Here is a 23,348-nt window from a genome sequence, read left to right on the forward strand (position 1 = left end):
TTTATTGCACAAAACCGTATTATATGCTCAGTTTATTAAAAGGTATATATGTCAGAAAAAATGCTTAAATTTGTTAAAATAGGTCAACAAACTCCACCTAAAAGAGAAGTTGGAAACAGAAAAGAAGATTTTAACGAAATTTACAAAGAGTTTATTAACGAAAAGGCAGGCGAACAATCTAGCAGATGCTCACAATGTGGAGTTCCTTTTTGTCAGGTACATTGTCCATTAAGTAATAATATTCCAGATTGGCTGAAATTAACTGCAGAGGGACGATTAAAAGAGGCTTACGAGTTATCTCAAAGCACTAACAACATGCCAGAGGTGTGTGGAAGAATATGTCCACAAGATAGATTGTGTGAAGGAAATTGTGTAATTGAACAATCAGGACATGGAACTGTAACCATAGGTTCAGTTGAAAAATATATTACTGATAATGCTTGGGAGCAAGGATGGGTCAATCCAATAAAAGTTAAAAATGAAAAGAGTCAAAGTATTGGAATTATAGGTGCTGGTCCAGCTGGTCTTGCTGCTGCAGAGCAGTTACGTAAGTTAGGTTATCAAATTACTGTATATGATCGATATGATAGAGCTGGTGGTTTAATGATTTATGGGATCCCAAATTTTAAATTGGAAAAATTTGTTGTAGAAAGAAGAACCAAATTATTAGAAGAGGGTGGAATTAAATTTGTTCAAAATTTTGAAGTTGGAAAAGATGCTACATTAGAGCAATTAAGAAAAAAACATGACTTCTCTTTTAATTGCAACTGGAGTTTATAAAGCTCGAGAAATAGATCTACCAGGAAAAGATTTAGGAAATATTTTTCCAGCTATGGAATTTTTAACAGCTTCAAATAAAAAAGGATTAGGAGATAAGGTAGAGTTATTTGATAATGGAACCTTAAATGCTGAAGGAAAAAATATTGTTGTAATTGGAGGAGGTGACACTGCAATGGACTGTGTTAGGACTTCAATCAGACAAAAAGCAAAATCAGTTAAATGCCTTTATAGAAGAGACAAAGAAAATATGCCTGGATCTGCTAGAGAGGTAGCTAATGCAGAGGAAGAGGGAGTAGAGTTTGTATGGTTATCTAGCCCTAAAGAATTTGTTGGAACAAATAAAGTTGAAGGTTTGATGGTAGATAAAATTAAACTTGGTGAACCTGATGACAGTGGTAGACGTAAACCAGAAATCCAGAACGATTCTCACTTTAATATTAAAGCAGATATAGTAATCAAGGCTCTTGGCTTTGATCCTGAAAATTTACCAAAACTATTTGGCTCTGAAGATCTACAAGTTACTAAATGGGGAACATTAAAAACTAATTTTGATACAATGGAGACAAATTTATCAGGTGTCTTTGCAGCAGGAGACATTATTAGAGGCGCATCTTTAGTTGTCTGGGCTATAAAAGACGGAAGAGACGTAGCAGTATCAATAAAAAATTTTTTAGAGAGTAAAGAATTCAGTAAAGAGAAGGTTGCTTAATGAAAAATTATAAAAAAAATCTTAAAATTCTTGAAGAAGGCCATGTTTATTCAAAAGAAATGGAGCATGACGCTTGTGGAGTAGGATTGATTGCTTCTACAGAGGGTAAAAAATCAAGGAAAGTAGTAGAATATGGAATTAATGCCTTAAAAGCGGTTTGGCACAGAGGAGCTGTAGATGCTGATGGAAAAACAGGTGATGGAGCTGGAATCCATTTGGAAATTCCTTCAGATTTCTTTGCTGAAAAAATAGAACTCACAGGTCACGACCATGATGGTTCAGAAATTTGTGTGGGTATGATTTTTTTACCTAGAAATAATTATCAATCACAAGAAAATGCAAGAACTTTAATTGAAAGTGAATTAACAAAAAGTAATTTTAGTATTTATGGATGGAGACAGGTTCCAGTAAACCCAAAAGTTTTAGGTGAAAAAGCAAATCTTACAAGACCAGAAATCACTCAAGTTCTATTCAAACATAATAATAAAGATTTAACAGAAAAAGAGTTAGAAAGAAAAATTTATGAATCCAGAAGAAAAATTGAAAAAGAAGCTATTAAAGATGCGATAGAAGGTTTTTATATTTGTTCGCTAAGTTCTAAGTCAGTTATTTATAAGGGAATGTTTTTAGCAGAGTCTATTGCAGACTTTTATTTAGATTTAAAAGATGAGAGATTTATATCTAGATTTGCAATATTTCATCAAAGGTTTTCAACAAACACTGCGCCAAGCTGGGACCTGGCACAACCTTTTAGAGCATTAGCTCATAATGGAGAAATAAATACATTCAAAGGAAATACAAACTGGATGAAAGTTCATGAGCAAGAAATGGACAGCCCTTTATTTGATAACATGGAAAATTTAAAACCAGTTATACAACCAGGATCATCAGACTCTGCTGCACTAGATAGTGTTTTTGAACTTTTAAATATTTCTGGCCAATCAGCGCCTCTTGCAAAGTTAATGTTAATTCCAGATGCATGGTCTAAAAAAAGTCAAACATTATCAAAAGATCATCAACAATTATTTAATTTTTTAAATAGTACAATGGAGCCATGGGATGGACCAGCTGCTATTGCAGCTACCGATAATGAATGGGCCATTGTAGCTGCTGATAGAAATGGGTTACGCCCAATGAGATATACTATTTCAAAAGACAAAATATTGTGTGCAGGATCAGAAACGGGAATGGTTGAAATTGATGAGAGGCAAATTCTTAAAAAAGGTAGATTAGGACCTGGAGAAATTCTTGGAGTTAGAATAGCCAAAGGCAAAGTATTTTCTAATGTTGAAATAAAAGATTATCTAGCAAAAGAATTTAAACATTTTAACAATCAAATAATTGATTTAGAAAAGAAATTTCCAATAAAAAATGAAAAATCTACTTTTTCAGGTGATGAACTAAAAAAAAGACAACATACATTTGGTTATAGTTTAGAAGATTTAGAACTTATTCTTCATCCCATGGCAGAAGACGCAAAAGAGGCGATTGGCTCTATGGGTGATGACACTCCACTTGCAGTATTGTCTGACCGTTATAGACCGCTTTACCATTTTTTTAGACAAAACTTTAGTCAAGTTACTAATCCACCAATTGATTCCTTAAGAGAAAACAAGGTTATGAGTTTAAAAACTCGTTTTGGTAATCTTGGAAACATTTTAGATTTTACTAATTTAACAGAAGAAAACATATATGTTTTAGACAGCCCCATATTATCAAATTCTCAATTAGAAAAATTTATTAATTTTTTTGGGCAAAAATCAATAACTATTGATTGCACTTTTGATAAAAGTGAAAACCTTGAAACCTCTATTGAGAGAATTAGAAAAGAATCTGAAATTGCAGTTAGACAAGGTCTTACTCAATTAATCTTAAGTGATAAAAATATTTCTAAAAAAAGATTACCAATTCCTATGCTGTTAAGTGTCGGTGCAATAAATACTTATCTTATTAAAAAAAAATTAAGAGGTTATGCATCAATCAATGCTCAAACTGGGGAAGCATTAGACACACATTCATTTGCAACACTTATAGGTGTTGGAGCTACAACTGTTAATCCTTATTTAGCACTGGATAGTTTATATCAGAGGTTTGAAAAAAAACTATTTGGAAAGTTTGGGTACGATGAATGCATAGAGAGATATATACAATCAGTAAATTATGGGCTTTTGAAAATAATGTCAAAAATGGGAATTTCGGTCATAAGTTCTTATAGAGGTGGATGTAATTTTGAAACAGTTGGTTTGAGCAGAACAGTAGCATCAGAGTATTTTCCAGGAATTTTATCAAAAATTTCAGGCATAGGTTTAAATGGAATAGAAAAAAAATTAAGAACTATTCACAAAGAAGCATTTGAAGGAACAGATACGGTTTTACCGATTGGGGGAATCTATAGATATAGAAAGAATGGTGAAACTCATCAATATCAAGGTAAGCTTATTCATCTTTTACAAAGTGCAGTTTCATCAAATTCTTTTGAAGCTTATAAAAAATATGCAGAAGGTATTTATAATCTTCCACCTATACATCTTAGAGACTTGATTGGATTTAGAGATAGAAATTTAAACCCATCTTTAGATATTTCAGAAGTAGAACCAATTGAAAATATTTTAACAAGATTTGGAAGTGGAAGCATGTCTCATGGTGCATTATCGAAAGAAGCACACGAAACTTTAGCCATAGGAATGAATAGAATTAAAGGAGCCTCTTGTAGTGGTGAAGGTGGCGAAGATGAAAAAAGATTTATTAAGATGGAAAACGGTGACAGTGCTAATTCTAGAGTTAAGCAAATAGCTTCAGCTAGATTTGGAGTAACACTTAAATATCTAAATAACTGTAACGAAATAGAGATTAAAATTGCACAAGGAGCAAAACCTGGTGAGGGAGGCCAATTACCAGGGTTTAAAGTCACAGAAGAAATTGCTAAATTAAGACATTCAACACCAGGTGTAACCTTAATATCACCACCACCTCACCACGACATTTATTCTATCGAGGATTTAGCTCAATTAATTTATGATCTTAAACAAGCTAATCCAAAAGCAAGAGTCGGTGTAAAATTAGTAGCATCATCTGGTATAGGAACAATCGCAGCTGGGGTAGCTAAAGCTAAAGCAGATATAATTTTAATTTCTGGACATAATGGAGGTACAGGAGCTACACCGCAAACAAGTGTTAAATATGTGGGGATACCTTGGGAGATGGGTTTAACTGAGGCTAATCAAGTTTTAACTTTAAATAATTTAAGACATAAAGTTACTCTAAGAACAGATGGAGGAATTAAAACAGGAAGAGATGTTGTTATTGCAGCCATGATGGGAGCAGAAGAATATGGAGTAGCAACTACAGCTTTAGTCGCTATGGGATGTATAATGGTTAGACAGTGTCACTCAAATACATGTCCAGTTGGAGTTTGTACTCAAGATGAAGAACTAAGAGAAAAATTTTCTGGTACACCAGAAAAAGTAGTTAACTTATTTAAATTCATAGCTGAGGAAGTAAGAGAAATTTTAGCACAAATAGGATTTAGATCATTGAATGAAATAATTGGTAGGACTGACTTACTAAGACAGGTAAGCAAAGCCTCACCAAACTTAGACGATTTAGATCTAAATCCTTTATTTGTTCAAACAGATGCTGGTGAGAATACGAGGTACTGTACAGTTCCAGAAATAAATTCTGTTCCAGATACTTTAGATCAAGAAATTTTACCTGAAATTAAAGAACAAATTGGAAAAGTAAAAATTATTGAAAAAGAATATATTATTAAAAATACTCATAGGACGGTTGGTACAAGAATTTCTAATCATCTTTATGAAAAATATGGATCTGAAAAACTAGAAGATGGCTTTTTATCTCTAAAGTTTAAGGGGTCAGCAGGACAGTCATTTGGTGCATTTGGAATAAAAGGGTTAAAACTTATTTTAAAAGGTGACGCTAATGATTATGTTGGCAAAGGTTTATCCGGAGCAACAGTGGTAGTTAAACTTCCAGATGAAAGTAATTTAGTCTCACATGAAAACACCATAATAGGAAATACAGTTTTGTATGGAGCAACATCTGGAAAACTTTTTGCATCAGGTCAAGCTGGAGAAAGGTATGCTGTAAGAAATTCAGGATCAATTTCGGTTATTGAAGGCTGCGACTCTAATGCTTGTGAATATATGACTGGTGGTACCGTTGTAGTTCTGGGTGATGTAGGAGACAATTTTGGAGCTGGAATGACTGGTGGAATGGCGTTTATTTATGATATAAATAAGAAATTCGACAAAAAAGTAAACCCAGAGACTGTAGTATGGCAAACACCAGAAACAGATTATTGGATAACTTATTTAAAAAATTTAGTTCAAGAGCATCACCAGGAGACAAACTCAGATTTTTCTAAAAAGATTATAGAAAATTTTGATAGGGAAATTTCTAATTTTATTCAAGTTTGTCCAAAAGAAATGATTAATAAGCTAAAAAACCCAATAAGTTTAAAGTCTATTATAAAAGAAGTTAGTTAAAATGAAGGATATAAATATTTTTTGTTTTGGTTTTGGCCAAGTAGCAAAAAATTTTATAAAAAAGCTTAATACTGAGCAATATAATATTAACTTATCAGCAACTTCTAGAAGTGAATCTTCAAAAAAAATATTCAATGGCATTAATTATAATAGCTACCTATTTAATAGTGAAAAATTTGATCAAAATTTAGTTGTAAAATTAAAAGAAGCAGATCATATCTTAGTTTCTATACCACCAGAAAATCAAGAAGACTTAGTTGTAAAAAATTTTTCTAAATTTTTAGAAAGTTCCAAGTTAAAATGGATAACGTACTTATCTGCCACCAGTATTTATGGTGACCATAAAGGAGAATGGGTTAATGAAAATAGCAAAACAAACCCAATCTCAAATAATGGTATTGCAAGATTAAAGGCTGAAAATGCATGGGTTTCTTTAGAAAAAAATAACAAAATACCAGTTCAGATATTTAGGCTATCTGGAATTTATTCTAATGAAAAAAATATTTTAATACGTCTAAAATTAGGAGAAGTGAAATTGATTAATAAAAAAAATCATTATTTTTCTAGAATTCATGTGGATGATATTTCAAACATATTATTTAAATCTTTATCAAAATTTAAGTCAGGAGAAATATATAATCTATCTGATGATAAACCTTCTACATCTGAAGATGTTACTTTATTTGGAGCAAAAATGTTAAATATTGAAAATATCGAAAAAATTGAAGTTAATCAAATTAAAAGTGAGATGTTAAAAAATTTATATAATGAGTCTAAAAAAGTTAGCAACGAAAAGATGAAAGGTTATTTTAACTATAATTTAAAATTTCCAAGCTATATCGAAGGATTAAACTATATTAGAAGTAATTTTCTCTAGCTCTAAGAGTATTCTTTTTAGACCTCGTTTACTTGATAGGCTATGATCACCATTTTTTATTATCACTAATTTTTTATTAGCTTTAGTAAATAACTTAAGAACCTTTCTGGAATAACTTGTTGGAACAACCTCATCTTTACTTCCATGAATCATAGTTACGTTGATACTGGATTTAATTTTTTTATTTAAGATTTTATTTTTTCTACCATCTTTTATTAATTGAAAGGTGATTGGATACTCATAATTACTATGTTTTAAATTATAAATTCCTTTCTTTATAGTTTCGTTCTTCATTTTTTTTGTAAACTTTTTCCAAATTAGGTTTTGTAAAAACTCTGGAGCTGAACCAATTCCCAAAAAACCCTTAATTTGATCTTTAAAATATTTAAATTGATTTAAGGAGAGCCAGGCACCCATACTCGAGCCAACTAAAATAAATTTATTTTTTTTAACTACTTTTTTTATTACTATTTCAACTTCTTTTGACCATTGAGTAATATTCCCTTTGATAAATTTTCCTGAAGATTTTCCATGACCAGAATATTCAAGAGCAAGAAAGCCAAGTTTATTTTTTTTAGCAAATTTTAATATGGCCTGAGGTTTTTCACCTTCAATGTTTGACATAAAACCATGTAAAAAAATAATATAGAGATTATCTTTATATTCCTTACTTAAGTATCTTATTTGCCTGTTATTAAGGACTTTAATGTATTTAAATTTATTCATAAAAGTTTATTAGAATTAATTCTTAATATATAGTTCTATCAAATGTCTTCAAAATTAAAAGTATTGCAAGTAATTCCTAAGCTTGGATATGGAGGTGCGGAAACAGGCTGTTACGATCTTGCACACTACTTACCAGAAAATAATTGTAGTTCTTACATAGCAACTAGTGGAGGAGAATTATTAAAATTTATTGATAGAAAAAAAGTAAAAGTAATAAAACTTCCCGTCCATAGTAAAAATCCATTTTTAATGCTCTTTAATTCAATAGCTTTGATTTTTATTATTTTACTAAATAATATATCTATTGTTCATGCAAGAAGTCGCGCTCCAGCTTGGTCTTGTTTGATAGCAACAAAAATTACAAGAAGAAAGTTTGTTACAACCTTTCACGGTACTTATAATTTTAAAAACCCACTTAAAAAATTTTATAATTCGGTAATGGTCAGATCAGATTTAATAATAGCAGGATCAAATTTTATTTTTACACATATTAATAGAAATTATTCAAAATATTTGGATTTAAAAAAAAAATTCTTAGTAATTTTTAGAGGTATTAATGTTGATTATTTTGACTCATCAACAACCTTGGATGTCGAAGAAAATAGACTTACCTCTGATTGGGAAGTTGATAAGAATAAAAAAATTATCTTAATGCCAGGTCGGTTAACTGCCTGGAAAGGACAAGAGACATTTATTGAGGCATTAAAGCTTGTTAATAAAGAACTGGGATATGAATCTTTTAATGCTGTTATTTTAGGTAGTGATCAAGGGAGAGACATTTATACAAAAAAAATTAAAAGATTGGCTGAGCAATATAGGTTAACTGGTCAGTTAAAATTTATAGAACATTATAAAAATATGCCGGTAGCCTACAAAATATCAGACATTGTTGTTTCGGTCTCAGTAGAACCTGAAGCTTTTGGAAGGGTAGCAGTTGAAGCTCAATCAATGGAAAAACCAATAATAGCAAGTGATATTGGGGGATCTAATGAAACTATTATTGATAATGTGACCGGTTTTTTATTTCAGTCTGGCAATGCAGAAGCTTTGAGCAAAAAAATAGTAGAAGTCATACAATTAGATGAATCTAGATTGAAATCTATTGGCATAGAAGGTAGAAAAAATATAATTAAAAAATTTAATGTTGAAAAAATGTGTTTTTCTACATATTCAGAATACAAAAAATTATTGAATTAAATGCCATTAATAACATTGCCAGACGGAAACACTATTGAATTTCCAAATAAAGTAACAGGACTTGAGGTTGCTGAAAAGATTAGCAAATCTTTATCAAAGCAGGCAACTATTATTAGTGTTAATGAAGAACTTAAAGATTTAAGTTTTGTTATAGATGAAGACTGCTCAATTAAAATTTTTACTTCAAAAGATAAAGAAGGTTTAGAAACTATCCGTCACGATACGGCTCATATAACTGCGATGGCTGTTCAAGAACTCTTTCCAGGAACACAAGTTACAATTGGTCCAATTATAGAAAATGGATTTTATTATGATTTTTCAAGGAAAGAACCCTTTACAGAGGATGATTTAAATAAAATTGAAAATAAAATGAAAGAAATTGTTGATAGAGACGTTCCAACTACAAGAGTAGTTTGGAAAAGAGATAAGGCCATATCTCATTTCAAGGATAAAGGAGAAATATACAAGGCTGAAATTATTGAAAGTATTCCACAAGGTGAAGATGTTTCTATATATTTTCATGGAGACTGGCATGATCTATGTAGAGGCCCTCATCTGCCTTCAACAGGAAAAATTGGTAAATACTTTAAGCTAACAAAGGTATCAGGAGCCTATTGGAGAGGTGACTCAAATAATGAAATGTTGCAAAGAATTTATGGAACAAGTTGGGCATCACAAAAAGATTTAGATGAATATTTAAAAAGAATAGAGGAAGCAGAAAAAAGAGATCACAGAAAACTTGGAAAAGAAATGGATTTATTTCACTTTAGGGAAGAAAGTCCAGGATCAGTATTTTGGCATGAAAAAGGTTGGAAGTTATTTCAAAAACTAGTTGCATATATGAGAGCTAGACAAGAAAAAGCTGGCTACAAAGAGGTAAATACTCCTGAAATTTTAGATAGATCTCTATGGGAAAAATCTGGCCACTGGGAAAAATATGGAGAGCACATGTATACTTCTCAGACACCAGATGAAAAAATATTTGCAATAAAACCAATGAATTGTCCAGGCCACGTACAAGTTTTTAATCAAGGTTTAAAAAGTTATCGAGATCTTCCTTTAAGAATTTCGGAATTTGGAAAAGTGCACAGGTATGAGCCTTCAGGCGCCTTACATGGACTGTTAAGAGTTAGAGCTTTTACTCAAGATGATGCCCATATTTTTTGCACAGAAGATCAAATTACATCAGAGTGTTTGATTGTTACAAATTTAATTTTAGATATTTATAAAGATCTTGGATTTAAAGATGTAATATTAAAATATTCAGATAGACCAGATTTAAGAGTTGGTGATGACAATGTTTGGGATAAAGCTGAAAAAGCTTTGTTAGATGCGGTAAAAGCTTCAAAGCTTAAATACACAATTAATAAAGGAGAAGGAGCATTCTATGGTCCAAAAATTGAATTTGTTTTAAGAGATGCCATCAGTAGAGATTGGCAATGTGGAACTTTACAAGTAGATCTTAATTTACCAGGAAGATTAGACGCTTCTTTTGTTGATAAAGATGGAACAAAAAAAATTCCAGTAATGCTTCATAGGGCGTTATTTGGGTCATTAGAAAGATTTATTGGAATTCTTATAGAAAACTACGCAGGTAAATTTCCATTTTGGATAGCTCCTTTACAAGCTGTTGTAATTCCAATTTCAGAAGAGTTTGATTCTTATGCAAAAGAAGTGAATGAAAAGATTAATAATGTAGGCATAAGCTCTGAGGTAGATTTAAAAAACCATAATTTGAATTATAAAATTAGAGAACATTCACTATCAAAAATACCACTTTTATTGATTTGTGGAAAAAAAGAAGTTGACAGTAACTCAGTAACGATTAGAAGATTGGATACGAATAAACAAGAAAATATGGAATTAAACTTATTCTTAGAAACTTTCTCAGCTTTAAACAAAGCACCCTCAAACTAAGTGGCAGATTTTAAACAAAATTATTTTCAAAGAAGAACTAAAGATAAAGGTCCAAGATCTAACAATAGAATTTCTTCACCCGAGGTACAAGTGATAGGAAGTGATGGTGAAAATATAGGAATTATAAATACAAATGAAGCCATATCAATGGCTAAAGAGCAAGGATTGGATTTAATTGAAATAGCTCCAAACGCAAAACCACCTGTATGTAAAATTATTGATATGGGTAAATTTAAATATGATGCTCAAAAAAAAGCAAATGTTGCTAAAAAGAAACAAAAAATTGTTTTATTAAAAGAAATTAAAATGAGACCAGTTACCGAAACTCATGATTATGATTTTAAGGTTAAAAATGCCAAAAAATTTATTGGAAAAGGTGACAAGGTAAAATTTACAATACGGTTTAAGGGTAGAGAACTTCAACACTCACACTTAGGTAGAGAGTTGATGGATAAAATAAAAGCTGATATGCAAGATATTGGCAAAGTCGAATTACACCCAAAGTTTGATGGGAAGCAAATGATCATGGTTATTCAGCCTTTATAAGGCTTAATAGAGGTTGTAAATCCATTCCAATATTTGTATAAGTCCGCAGAATTATGCCAAAATTAAAAACTAAAAGTTCAGCAAAGAAAAGATTTAAGATCTCAGCTACAGGAAAAGTTATGATGGCTCAAGCTGGAAAGAGACATGGCATGATAAAAAGAACAAATTCACAAATTAGAAAATTAAGAGGCACGACTACTATGTCAAAACAAGATGGCAAAATAGTTAAATCATACATGCCTTACAGTTTAAGAGGATAAAATGGCTAGAGTAAAAAGAGGCGTAACAAGTCACGCTAAACATAAAAAAGTTTTAAAGGCTGTCAAAGGTCAATGGGGCAGAAGAAAAAATACTATAAGAGTTGCAAAGCAAGCCATGGAAAAAGCTATGCAATATGCTTACAGAGACCGTAGAACTAAAAAAAGAGAATTCAAATCTTTATGGATACAAAGGATTAATGCAGGTGTTAGATCTGAAGGATTAACTTATTCAAAATTTATTAATGGCTTAACTAAATGTGGAATTAAGTTAGATAGAAAAATACTAGCTGAAATAGCATACGATAGCCCAGAAGCCTTTAAAACGATCGTACAAAAAGCTCAATCGGCACTAAATTAATCTTCACTATTGTTTTTCTTTGGTGAAGAAATAATCTCTCAATATGTCTGATATTAAAAAAATAAAAGATGAATTTCTTTTAAAGTTAAAAGAAAATTTAGATTTAAATCAAGTTAATCAAATCAAGACAGATCTATTTGGAAAAAATGGATTAATTAGTTCTCAATTTAAACAACTTGGAAAAGTAGCAGAACAAGAGAGAAAGAAATTTGCATCAGATTTAAATTCAGTAAAAGATGAGCTTCAAAATTTAATTACTACAAAAATTAATAATATTGAAACAAAAGAAATTAATCAAAAGTTAGAAAAAGAAAAAATAGATATAACTTTACCTGAGAGACCTTTTGTTCAAGGAAAAATTCATCCAGTGTCCCAAGTCATAGATGAAATTTCATCAATTTTTTCAGAAATTGGCTTTAGTGTAGAGGAAGGTCCTGATATTGAAAATGAATATAATAATTTTACAGCATTAAATACCCCCGATAACCATCCAGCAAGAGATATGCATGACACATTCTATCTAGATGATGCAAAAGAACTTCTTTTAAGAACACATACTTCTCCAGTTCAAATAAGAACTATGCTTAATAATAAACCACCATTTAAAATCATTGCACCAGGTAGAACATATCGATCAGATAGTGATCAAACCCATACTCCCATGTTTCATCAGGTTGAGGGTCTGCATATCGACAAAAATATTAATATGGGTCATCTAAAAGGCTGTTTGAATTATTTTATTAAGGAATTTTTTGAGGTTGATAAACTTAAAATGAGATTTAGACCAAGTCACTTTCCTTTTACGGAACCATCAGCTGAGGTGGATATTGGATATGAAATTAGAAATGGAAAAATAGTAATTGGTGAAGGAGATAAATGGCTTGAAATTTTGGGATGTGGAATGGTTCATCCAAACGTTTTAAAAAATGTAAAGGTAAATCCTAATGAATTCCAAGGCTATGCGTTTGGGATAGGTATAGATAGATTGGCAATGCTCAAGTATGGTATAAATGATTTAAGAGCATTTTTTGATTGTGATTATAGATGGTTAAACCACTTTGGCTTTGACCCTATAGACGTACCTACAAATTATAGGGGCCTAAGTAGATGAAGATTACAACAAATTGGTTAAAAGAACATCTAGAAACCAAGCTTAATGAAAATCAAATTATTGATAAACTTACAGATGTTGGTTTAGAAGTAGAGGGTGTTGATAGTCAATCAGGAGAGCTTGATGAATTTATAATTGCAAAAATTTTGAAGGCTGAAAAACATCCTGATGCAGATAGACTTAGAGTTTGTGATGTAGACATTGGGTCAGACAATCCTGTAAAAGTTGTTTGTGGTGCACCTAATGCAAAAGAGGGATTACTGACAATTTACGCACCACCAGGCGCTGTTGTACCTAAGAGTCAAATGAAATTAGTAGTAAGCAAAATAAGAGGTGTCACTTCATATGGAATGCTTTGCTCAGAGTCTGAACTTAATCTATCAAATGAAAGTGATGGGATTACAGAACTTTCTTCAAAAAAATATGAAAAAAAAATAGGTGAAAATTATTTTCCTAAAAGCAATGTAAACGTAATTGATATATCTATTACACCAAATAGAGCAGATTGTTTGGGGGTGAGAGGAATAGCTAGAGATTTAGCAACAGCAGGTTCTGGTACATTAAAAAAACTTAAAACAGAGAAGTTAGTTCAAAAAAATAAACAAAAAGTTGGTATAAAGATAATCAAAGAAAAAAATCAAGGATGCACGTCTTTTGGAAGCTGTTTAATTACTGGTGTAAAAAATACCGAAAGTCCAGACTGGCTAAAGAAAAAGATAATATCATTAGGTCAAAAACCTATCTCTGCAATAGTTGATATTACAAATTATGTAATGATTGATTTAAATAGACCGTTGCATGCTTATGATGCTGATAAAATAGATAAAGGAATAATTATAAGAAATTCTAAAAAAGGTGAAAAATTTAAAGCTTTAGATGAGAAAGATTATAATCTTGAAGATGGTATGTGTGTTATTACAGATGCTTCTGGGGTATTAGGTTTGGGGGGAATAATTGGAGGAACAAGATCTGGAACCGAACTAGATACAAAAAATGTATTAATTGAGTCAGCCTATTTTAATCCAAGATCAATTAGAAAAACGTCTAAAATTTTAAACATAGATACAGATGCAAAGTTTAGATTTGAAAGAGGAATTGATCCACTATCAATAGAACAAGGACTCCAGCGAGCTGCCGAGTTAATTAAAAAAATCTGTGGAGGGGAAATTAGCAAATTTGATATTCAAAAAATAGAAAATGTAAAAAATTGCTTTGTAAAATTTGACATTCAATTATTTGAAAAAATAACAGGTTTTAAAATTGATCAAAAAGAAATGATCAAAATACTAACTAATTTAGGCTTTGAAATAAAAAAACAAAAAAAACTATTACTATTAACAGTTCCAACATGGCGACCTGACATTTTACAAGAGGTAGATATAGTCGAAGAGTTAGTAAGAATTAAAGGTTATGACCAAATTAAGATGATTGAACCTGAGAAACTTAGAAACAAAGATACTTTAAACAAAACACAAAAATTATTTCATTTTTTACAGAGAGCTATTGCATCAAAAGGATATTTGGAGGCTATTACATGGTCTTTTACCGATAGTAAGATTAATCAATTATTTATTGAAAGTAATAAAGAGATAAAAATAGTTAATCCTATAAGTGCAGATTTAAATGTATTGAGAAGTTCTATTTTTTCAAATTTAATTATTAATATAATTAAGAATTTAGGTAGAGGGTTTAAAGATTTATCAATATTTGAAATAGGCCCAACTTTTTTTGGATCTAAACCAGGTCAGCAACAAACAGTAGTCAGTGGATTAAGAACTGGAAAACTATCAAGACAGAGTTGGACAGAGCAGGGAAGGTTAGTTGATGTTTTTGATATAAAAAGAGATGTTATTCAAAGCTTAGTTGAGGCTGGTTACAACAAGGATAAATTCTATATTGACGATGAAACACCAAGTTATTATCACCCTGGTAAATCTGGAAGAATATTTCTAAATAAGGGCAAAGAAAAAGTAGTAGCTTTTTTTGGTGATATTCATCCAAATATATTAAAAAAATTAGATATTAAAGTTGAAGCATTAGTAGGGTTTGAAATATTTTTAGATAATATAAAGCAGCCAAAAAAATCATTGAAAGATCAAAAAACCCAGTATAAATATTCAGATTTTCAAAAATCAGAAAGAGATTTTGCTTTTGTTTTAGATAAAAATTTTAAAGTTCAAGAATTAATAGAAACGATCTCTAATGTAGACAAAGAATTAATAAAATCTGTCAAAGTATTCGATGTTTATGAAGGAACCAATATTCCTGAGGGCAAAAAATCAATTGCATTAAATGTAATTATTCAATCTTTAGAAAAAACATTGACTGAAGATGATTTAAACAAAATTAATCAACTTATTATTTCTGCTGTTGAATCTAAAACTGGTGCGAAAATTAGATCATAATCATGACAAAAATTGATCACATCAGAAACTTTGCAATCATTGCGCATATTGATCACGGTAAATCAACAATCGCAGATAGGATAATTCATAGATGTGGTGGTCTAACAGAAAGAGAAATGAAGGCACAAGTTCTAGACTCAATGGATATTGAGAGAGAAAGGGGAATAACTATTAAGGCTCAAACTGTTAAACTTAATTATAAAGCAAAAGATGGAAAGGAGTACATTCTAAATATTATTGATACTCCTGGACACGTAGATTTTAGCTACGAAGTTAGTAGATCTCTATATGCATGTGAAGGATCTATTTTAATTGTTGATAGCACCCAAGGAGTAGAGGCTCAAACATTGGCTAATGTTTATCAAGCTTTAGACACCAAACATGAGATAGTACCTGTACTAAATAAAGTTGATTTACCAGCATCAGACTTAGAAAAAACAAAACAAGAAATAGAAGAAGTTATAGGTATTGATACTGAAAATGCTATACCTTGCTCTGGAAAAACAGGCGACGGCATAGAAGATATTTTAGAACAAATTATTGTGTCACTACCAGCTCCAGAAGGAGAAAAAGATGCTGATTTAAAATGCTTATTAGTTGACAGTTGGTATGACACTTATTTAGGAGTGGTTATTCTAGTTAGAGTTATTAACGGAAAAATTTCAAAAAATATGAAGATCAAAATGATGTCTACAAACCAAGAATATATAATTGAAAAAGTAGGTGTATTTACCCCAAAAGCAACTGATGTTAATGAATTAAATGCAGGAGAAATTGGTTTTATAATTACAGGAATAAAAATTTTATCAGAAACAAAAGTGGGTGATACTATTTGCGATGCAACCAAACCACTTCAAGAGGCACTTCCTGGATTTAAACCAAGTAAGCCAGTTGTATTTTGTGGATTGTTTCCTGTAGATAGCTCTGAATACCAAAAATTAAAAGATGGTTTAGGCAAACTTCAATTAAATGATGCCAGTTTTTCATATGAGGCAGAATCTTCATCGGCGTTAGGTCTTGGCTTTAGATGTGGTTTTTTAGGTCTCTTGCATTTAGAAATTATAACCGAAAGATTAGAAAGAGAATTTGACATAAATTTGTTAACTACAACACCTGGCGTAGTTTATAAAGTTCACATGAATAAAGGTCAAATAATAGAGTTGCAAAATCCTTCAAGTTTACCTGAGCCTACTCTAATCAAATTTATTGAAGAGCCCTGGATTAAAGCAACAATTATTACACCAGATGAATACCTTGGAGCAATTATAAAAGTTTGTCAGGATAAAAGAGGAGTACAAACAAACTTAAGTTATTCAGGTAATAGAGCAGTTTTAAATTATGAAATTCCTCTAAACGAAGTTGTTTTTGATTTTAATGATAGACTTAAATCAATGACTAGTGGTTATGCAAGTTTTGATTATGAAATTATTGGCCACAGAGAAGGAGATTTAGTAAAACTTGGAATTCTGGTTAACGCTGAGCCAGTTGATGCATTATCAATGATGGTTCATAAAGATTTTGCTCAAACAGTTGGAAGAGAAGTTTGTGAAAAACTAAGAGATCTAATCCCACGGCATAACTTTATGATTCCAGTACAAGCAGCAATAGGAGGAAAAATTATAGCAAGAGAAACTATTAAAGGTTTTAAAAAAGATGTTTTAACAAAAATTCATGGTGGTGGTGCTAGAGACAGAAAAAGAAAATTATTAGATAAACAGAAAAAAGGAAAAGCGAGAGGTAAGCAGTTTGGTAAAGTTGAGATACCGCAAGAAGCTTTTATTGGAGTCTTAAAAATAAATAAGGAGAAATAGTTTTATGAAATACTTAAGAGAATTAATTAGGACATTTAAATATAAATCTAAGTTTATTAGTAAAAACAAAGATACAAAATTAAATTACGTAGTAAATTCATCATCTAACCCAAGATTAACAGAACTAATGAACTCACATGGCAGTGATAAGGGAGGGAAAAACGACCATCATAATTATAGTGAATATTATTCTGAAATTTTTTTTAATAATAGAAAGCAAATAAAAAATTTTTTAGAAATTGGTCTAGGAACAAATAATGTAAAGCTTGCCAGCAATATGGGTGAGGATGGCACACCACTAGCATCATTAAGAGCTTGGAGGGATTATTTTGAAAACGCCAAAATTTATGGAGCTGATATAGATAAAGAGATATTAAAGAATGAAGATAGAATAAAAACTTTTTTTGTAGACCAAACAAATCCAGAAACAATCAAGACACTCTTTGAGAATATAGGTGTTGATGAATTTGATATAATACTTGAAGATGGCTTGCATGAATATAATGCGAACATTTGTTTTTTTGAAAATTCCATAAAACACCTTAGTAGTAATGGAATATATATTATCGAAGATGTTTATTATAAAGATAAGAAAAAGTTTATCAAATATTTTAAAAATACAGATTATAATTACGCTATTGTAGATATTTTTCATAAAAAAAATATAGCTAATAATTGTGTAATAATAGTTCGTAAAAATAATGCGTAAAAATAAAATATACGATTGCATAACTTTTTTTGATGAAAATTTATTAGTTAATGCAAGATTCGAAATTTTAAAAGATGTAGTTGATTTTTTCATAGTTTGTGAATCAAGGTATGACCATAAAGGGAAAAAAAAAGAAATTAACTTTAAATTAAAAAATAAAAGTTTTAGCAATAAGATAAGACACATAATTATCGAAGAAAATTTTCCAAATTTAAATGACGGATGGAAAATAGAATCATACCAAAGAGAAAAAATTATTGATGGTCTATATGATGCAAAAAATGAAGATTTTATATTATATTCTGATTCAGATGAAATTCCCAATCCGAGCTCTTTAAAGAATATCCAATTAGTAAAAAAATATGGAGTGTTTATGCAAAAATTTTTTGTTTACAAAATAAACATTTTTAATAAATATGAAAGTCCATGGGAAGGAACAAGAATTTGCAAAAAGAAAGACTTAAAAAGTATCACACATTTGAGAAAAAAAATATTAACTAAAAATTTAAAAAAAGCTTTTTGGAAAATTGGTTTAGAAAAAAATATTCAAATAATTGAAGAAGGAGGATGGCATTTTAATAACTTGTATATTCCTGAATTAATTTCCAAAAAATTAAAAACATTTCAGCATGAAGAATTTAGTATTGAAAAATATTCGTCGATAGATGTAATTAATAAAAAAATATCAAAGCTAGAAGATTTATTTGGACGTAATCAAAATTATCAGAAAGTTGAATTAGATAAAAGTTATCCTGATTACATCAGGAATAATTTAGTAGTATTTGATAAATTTATACTTTAATTTTAATAAGATTTTTAAACATTTCTAAAATTAAGTAAAAACATTATATTGACCGATGAATAATATCAAAATTTATTGTGTAACAGATAAAGAGGTTCCTTTTTTGGATAATCTTACCTATGAGATTGGATGGGTTGGAAAGACTGAAGCACCTAAAAATTATATTGAATGTAATAAAAAGGATAATATTTTTTTTAAAGAAAAATATTACTCAGAATTAACATTTCATTACTGGTATTGGAAAAACTTACAAGACTTGAATGCAAAGGAAGATTGGATTGGTTTTTGCCAAAAAAGAAGGTTTTGGGCTAATAATAAAACTAACAATATAAAAAATCATGACATCAGTTCCAGTAATCTTTTTTTAAGTGAAGCCCCTTTATCATGGAAAAATTATGATTCAATTATTTGCGACCCTATTGATTTAACCAATGTTAATATGATTAAAATTTTTAAAAGAGGCTTTAAATCTATTATTCGTGATCCTTTGATTTTATTTGATAAAAATAGACACACAATAAAATTACACTTCGATATGCACCATGGTTTTGGTAATTTAACTAAAGCAGCAGATCTTCTTGAAAAAGAAGATAGAGCTGACTTTATAGAATATATAAACGTTTCAACAAGTTTTCATCCACACATAATGTTTATTGCCAAACCTAATATCGTAAACCTTTGGTTTAGTGCGTTATTTCCTTGGTTGAATAGATGTGAAAAACTTTTTGGATTTGAAAATTTAAGTGGTTACGACACCCAAAGATTATATGCGTATCTTGCAGAAAGATATTTATCTTTTTGGTTTAAAAAACACACTAAAAGTTTAAGCTATCCTTGGATTTTTTTTGATACTCTATCGAATAACCTTAATGAAAAATAATTTAAAAAAAAAAGTATATCTATGTTCTTTTGCTAGCCATGACTTAGATCTAAGTGTTAAAAGATTCGTCACTCAAGCAAAAAATTTGCAGTTTTATGAAAATATTAAAGTATTTAGACCTAGTGATTTTTCAGAAGAATTAAAAAAAAGAATAAAGGAATTATTTAAAAAAGGTGGAAAAAATAGATATTATGGATTTGACTCTTGGAGGCCTGAAATAATCAAAAAACACTTAAAAGATTTACCAGAAGGAAGTATTATTCACTATTCAGATATCGGCAATCATCTTAATAAAAATGGAGTTCAGCGGTTAATTGACTATGTATCTATGACTGAAAAAAATAATATGATAGTTTTTGAATATGGAAATCCAGCAAAACAATTTAAAAATTATAAATATAAATTTCAAAAGTATATGGAATATCAATTTACAAAAAGTGATGTATTAAAGTATTTTAATTTATCAAAAAACTCAGAAATATTTAATAGTCCTCAAATCTGGGGGGGAACTTTTTTTCTTAAAAAATCAAATTTCTCTTCTATTTTTTTAAATCAATGGGAATTAGCTAACAAAAATACTAACTTGCTAGATGATAGTCCCTCTATATCAGAAAACCATAAGCAATTTGAAGGAATGCGAGGTTGCCAAAGTATTTTTTCTATAATCTGTAAGTTAAATAATGTTAATAGATTATCAGCTACTGAGTGTGAATGGGCAGAAAACAACTCACAAAGAATATGGAGTCATTTAAACAGCTATCCAATTCTTGCTAAAAGAGACAAAAAATTTAATATATTTAAAAGATTTTTTAACAGGCAAAAAAAAACCTTAAACAGATACTTAAAAAAAATTAAAATAGGAATTTAATTGGAGAGATGGCTGAGTGGTTTAAAGCGCACGCTTGGAAAGTGTGTGTACTATTAAAGGTACCCAGGGTTCGAATCCCTGTCTCTCCGCCATTAATTTGACCTTTTTCACGACCCAAAAAGATGTATATAAAACATAAAGAATAATATGAAAAAAATAGTTATTACAGGTGGGCTAGGGTATATCGGAACGGAGCTTTGCAAAATATATTCAGGGTATAGCTGGAATGATCAAATAACAGTCATAGATAATAGATTCATTTCTGAAAGAGTTAATCAAATAAGAAACTGGAATATGAGTTTTGTTCAGGGTGATATTTTAGATAAAGAAATAATAAAAAAACATTGCCATGATGCTGATATTATCCATCATTTAGCAGGCATAACTGCTGTACCACGAGTAAAAAGTGAAAGTAGTAAAGAAAATGATGAACTAATAAAAAAAATTGCAGAAGAAGGAACACAAAATATTTTAGATGTAATAAATGATAAGTGTAAAATTGTGGTCCCATCTACACATGTTGTTTATGAGGGGATGGAAAAAGTTAAAAATGATATTTATGAAGATGAAAAAACATCACCAGTATTAGCTTATGGTAAATCAAAAGACTTTAATGAAAAACAACTAAAGGCTTCTGGAAAAAATTATATTATCTTAAGACTGGGATCTGTTTATGGATACTCAACTGATACAGCTAGAATAGATATAATGGCTAATTTTTTTTCAAAGATGGCTTCACAAGATGGAACTTTAAGACTTTTTGCTGGTGGAAAACAGGTTAAAAGTTTAGTTCCATTAATTGATGTTGCGAGATGTTTTAAATTTATGGAAGAAAGAGAAGATTTATCATCTGATATTTTTAATTTAACCAAAGATGCTGTAACAGTCAAACAGGTTGCTGAAATATGCAAAAAATATAATCCAAAAGTAATTTTAAGAGAAACAAATGATGAAATTCCAAATATGGGTTTTTCACTATCTAATAAAAAAATTTTAAAAACTGGTTTTAAATTTTTATATGCACTTGACGAAAGTATTAAAGAAATGATTCTTAAATGGTCTAAGCAAGACTTAATAAAAAATTTAGAGCACGTAAGAGATGGAGACGATGAGTTTATTGATGATCGTGGAAAAATTAGCAATCATGAATTAACAGAGCCAATTAATTTAATTGGTTTGATTAACTCTAAAAAGGGAACAATTAGAGCAAATCATTATCATCCACAACAAGAGCAAAAATGTTTATTCACAAAAGGACAAATTATAGAAATTTTCCAAGATATACTTAACCCTAATTCACCAAAAATTACTCAAGTTGTTAATGAAGGACAGCTTTCAATCATCAAACCAAATGTAGCACACACGATGGTTTTTACAAAAGATACTACTTTTCTTAATTTAGTAAGAGGAGAAAGAGATCATGAAAATTATGGAATTTCACATACTATAAGACATTGGTTTGTAGATGAAGCTGAGAGAGACCTTCTAATGAGTAGTTATAAATTTGAATGCAGGTCTTGTGGAAATAGTAAATTAAAAAGAGTGGTTTCATTAGGTTATCAGCCATTAGCAAACAATTTACTAAATAAAAAGGATGAAAAATGTGAACTATATCCACTAGAGGTAAATTACTGTGATAATTGTCATAATTGCCAACTATCAGTAGCAGTAGATCCAAAAAAAATGTTTTCAAATTATTTATATACATCATCAACCACTGCTAGCTTTAGAGAGCACTTCATTGGTGCCGCTAAAGATTATGTAAAAGAATTTAAATTAAAACCAAAGAAATCTTATATAGTTGATATTGGAAGTAATGATGGAGTAGCCCTAAAACCATTTAAAGAGCTGGGCTTTAAGAATATTCTAGGTATTGAGCCAGCTAAAAACTTGGCAAAACTAGCTAATAAAAATAAAATAAAAACTTTTAATGGATTTTTAGATAAGAAAAATATTAAGAATATCAAAAAGAATGCTGATTTAATTTTAGCTTCAAATGTTTTTGCTCATTCAGATAATTTAAAAGAAATGGCTGAATGCATGATTAAGCTCTTAAGCAAAAAAGGTACAATAATTATTGAAGTTCAATACTTGATGAACACTCTTAAAGATTTAACTTTTGATAATATTTATCATGAGCATTATAATTATTGGTCATTAACATCTTTAATTAATTTCTTTAAACAATTTCAAGTAGAAATATTTAAAGCAGAAAAAATAAACACTCATGGTGGCTCTATTAGGATTTATATCAAAAAAGATAAAAATATAGAAATTGATAAAAATGTAAAGAAGATGTTAAAAGAAGAAGAAAAATTTGGAATTAAAAATTTTAAAACTTATCAAGATTTTGGAGAAAAAGTTTATAAGATTAGAGAAAATGTAATTAAAAACTTGAGAAAACTTAAAAAAAATAATGAAATAATAGTTGGTTATGGAGCACCTGCCAAAGCAACAACTGCTTTAAATTTTTTTGGAATAAGTAAGGAAATTGACTACATAGTTGAGGATAATAAAATGAAACATAAAAAATTTGTTCCTGGTGTAAAGATTCCAATTTATTCAAAAGAAAAAATTTCTAAAAAAAATCCACTATTTCTAGTTTTGGCTTGGAATTTTTATAATGAAATAAAAAAAAATAATTTAGACCTTTCTAAAAATTTTATAAATATCAAGGATTTGGAAAAATAAATTCAATAATTTAATATGTTTTTTGTGTATATCTATTTAGCATCATATAGGTTAGATGCAGGAGGGCTGTTTGCTCATCAAAAATTAAAAACCATTTAAAAAAGAGACTTATTCATCAATTTTTTGTGGATTTGTCTAATTAATTTACCTCTTTTTTTTATAAAAATGCTATAATCATAAGATTTTCCAATATAAA

General features: G+C 29.7%; 16 protein-coding genes, 1 tRNA gene and 1 pseudogene. 17 read left to right on the forward strand and 1 reads right to left on the reverse strand.

The window, feature by feature from the left end:
- The first annotated feature begins 48 nt into the window (after positions 1 to 48).
- The 3 genes and pseudogenes from ABXT61_RS00160 (at position 49) to ABXT61_RS00170 (ending at position 6,871) form a co-directional block, all read left to right on the forward strand.
- A pseudogene (locus ABXT61_RS00160) lies at positions 49 to 1,489 on the forward strand (NAD(P)-dependent oxidoreductase).
- Positions 1,489 to 5,994, forward strand: a complete 4,506-nt coding sequence (gene gltB, locus ABXT61_RS00165) for a glutamate synthase large subunit (RefSeq protein ID WP_415315321.1) — start codon at positions 1,489 to 1,491, stop codon at positions 5,992 to 5,994. The pseudogene ABXT61_RS00160 and the gene gltB overlap by 1 nt, the downstream one beginning before the upstream one ends.
- Position 5,995: 1 nt before the next feature.
- Entirely contained in the window at positions 5,996 to 6,871 is an 876-nt protein-coding gene (locus tag ABXT61_RS00170; protein WP_415315322.1) for an NAD-dependent epimerase/dehydratase family protein, read from the forward strand.
- Here ABXT61_RS00170 and ABXT61_RS00175 read toward each other — a convergent pair.
- On the reverse strand, positions 6,842 to 7,597 hold the full coding sequence (locus tag ABXT61_RS00175) for an alpha/beta hydrolase (protein ID WP_415315323.1): 756 nt from the start codon (positions 7,595 to 7,597) through the stop codon (positions 6,842 to 6,844). The genes ABXT61_RS00170 and ABXT61_RS00175 overlap by 30 nt on opposite strands.
- A 42-nt stretch (positions 7,598 to 7,639) precedes the next feature.
- Here ABXT61_RS00175 and ABXT61_RS00180 point away from each other — a divergent pair, with 42 nt between their 5' ends.
- The 14 genes from ABXT61_RS00180 to ABXT61_RS00245 all read left to right on the forward strand — a co-directional run bounded on the left by ABXT61_RS00180 (position 7,640) and on the right by ABXT61_RS00245 (position 23,152).
- Positions 7,640 to 8,794, forward strand: coding sequence for a glycosyltransferase family 4 protein (locus ABXT61_RS00180; protein ID WP_415315324.1), 1,155 nt, complete (start codon positions 7,640 to 7,642; stop codon positions 8,792 to 8,794).
- Positions 8,795 to 10,711 carry a threonine--tRNA ligase gene (gene thrS / locus ABXT61_RS00185; protein ID WP_415315325.1) on the forward strand — a complete coding sequence of 639 codons (1,917 nt, stop codon included), beginning with the start codon at positions 8,795 to 8,797 and terminating at the stop codon, positions 10,709 to 10,711. It abuts the gene before it with no gap.
- Positions 10,712 to 11,257 carry a translation initiation factor IF-3 gene (infC, locus tag ABXT61_RS00190; protein WP_006997463.1) on the forward strand — a complete coding sequence of 182 codons (546 nt, stop codon included), beginning with the start codon at positions 10,712 to 10,714 and terminating at the stop codon, positions 11,255 to 11,257.
- A 53-nt stretch (positions 11,258 to 11,310) separates the two neighbouring features.
- Complete coding sequence (gene rpmI / locus ABXT61_RS00195; protein WP_168606837.1) at positions 11,311 to 11,517, forward strand: 50S ribosomal protein L35; 207 nt, start codon at positions 11,311 to 11,313, stop codon at positions 11,515 to 11,517.
- 1 nt (position 11,518) lies between these two features.
- Complete coding sequence (gene rplT / locus ABXT61_RS00200) at positions 11,519 to 11,875, forward strand: 50S ribosomal protein L20 (protein WP_168606836.1); 357 nt, start codon at positions 11,519 to 11,521, stop codon at positions 11,873 to 11,875.
- A 43-nt stretch (positions 11,876 to 11,918) separates the two neighbouring features.
- Positions 11,919 to 12,986, forward strand: a complete 1,068-nt coding sequence (gene pheS / locus ABXT61_RS00205; RefSeq protein ID WP_415315326.1) for a phenylalanine--tRNA ligase subunit alpha — start codon at positions 11,919 to 11,921, stop codon at positions 12,984 to 12,986.
- Positions 12,983 to 15,391 (forward strand): phenylalanine--tRNA ligase subunit beta, encoded by a 2,409-nt coding sequence (pheT, locus tag ABXT61_RS00210; protein ID WP_415315327.1) that lies wholly within the window; start codon positions 12,983 to 12,985, stop codon positions 15,389 to 15,391. Before pheS ends, pheT begins: the two co-directional genes overlap by 4 nt.
- Before the next feature lie 2 nt (positions 15,392 to 15,393).
- Positions 15,394 to 17,202: a translation elongation factor 4 gene (lepA, locus tag ABXT61_RS00215; RefSeq protein ID WP_415315328.1), complete on the forward strand. Its 1,809-nt coding sequence runs from the start codon at positions 15,394 to 15,396 to the stop codon at positions 17,200 to 17,202.
- A 4-nt stretch (positions 17,203 to 17,206) separates the two neighbouring features.
- Entirely contained in the window at positions 17,207 to 17,911 is a 705-nt protein-coding gene (locus ABXT61_RS00220) for a class I SAM-dependent methyltransferase (protein WP_415315329.1), read from the forward strand.
- Positions 17,904 to 18,713 carry a glycosyl transferase family 17 gene (locus tag ABXT61_RS00225; RefSeq protein WP_415315330.1) on the forward strand — a complete coding sequence of 270 codons (810 nt, stop codon included), beginning with the start codon at positions 17,904 to 17,906 and terminating at the stop codon, positions 18,711 to 18,713. The genes ABXT61_RS00220 and ABXT61_RS00225 overlap by 8 nt, the downstream gene beginning before the upstream one ends.
- Positions 18,714 to 18,768: 55 nt before the next feature.
- Positions 18,769 to 19,593, forward strand: coding sequence for a DUF4422 domain-containing protein (locus ABXT61_RS00230; protein WP_415315331.1), 825 nt, complete (start codon positions 18,769 to 18,771; stop codon positions 19,591 to 19,593).
- Positions 19,583 to 20,461, forward strand: a complete 879-nt coding sequence (locus ABXT61_RS00235) for a hypothetical protein (protein ID WP_415315332.1) — start codon at positions 19,583 to 19,585, stop codon at positions 20,459 to 20,461. Before ABXT61_RS00230 ends, ABXT61_RS00235 begins: the two co-directional genes overlap by 11 nt.
- 2 nt (positions 20,462 to 20,463) lie before the next feature.
- Positions 20,464 to 20,553: transfer RNA gene (locus tag ABXT61_RS00240), tRNA-Ser, on the forward strand.
- A 55-nt stretch (positions 20,554 to 20,608) separates the two neighbouring features.
- Positions 20,609 to 23,152, forward strand: coding sequence for an NAD-dependent epimerase/dehydratase family protein (locus ABXT61_RS00245; RefSeq protein ID WP_415315333.1), 2,544 nt, complete (start codon positions 20,609 to 20,611; stop codon positions 23,150 to 23,152).
- The last annotated feature ends 196 nt before the right edge of the window (positions 23,153 to 23,348 follow it).

Origin of the sequence: Candidatus Pelagibacter sp. Uisw_137 (assembly GCF_047720245.1) — a bacterium.
In the GTDB taxonomy this organism is placed as follows: Bacteria; Pseudomonadota; Alphaproteobacteria; order Pelagibacterales; family Pelagibacteraceae; genus Pelagibacter.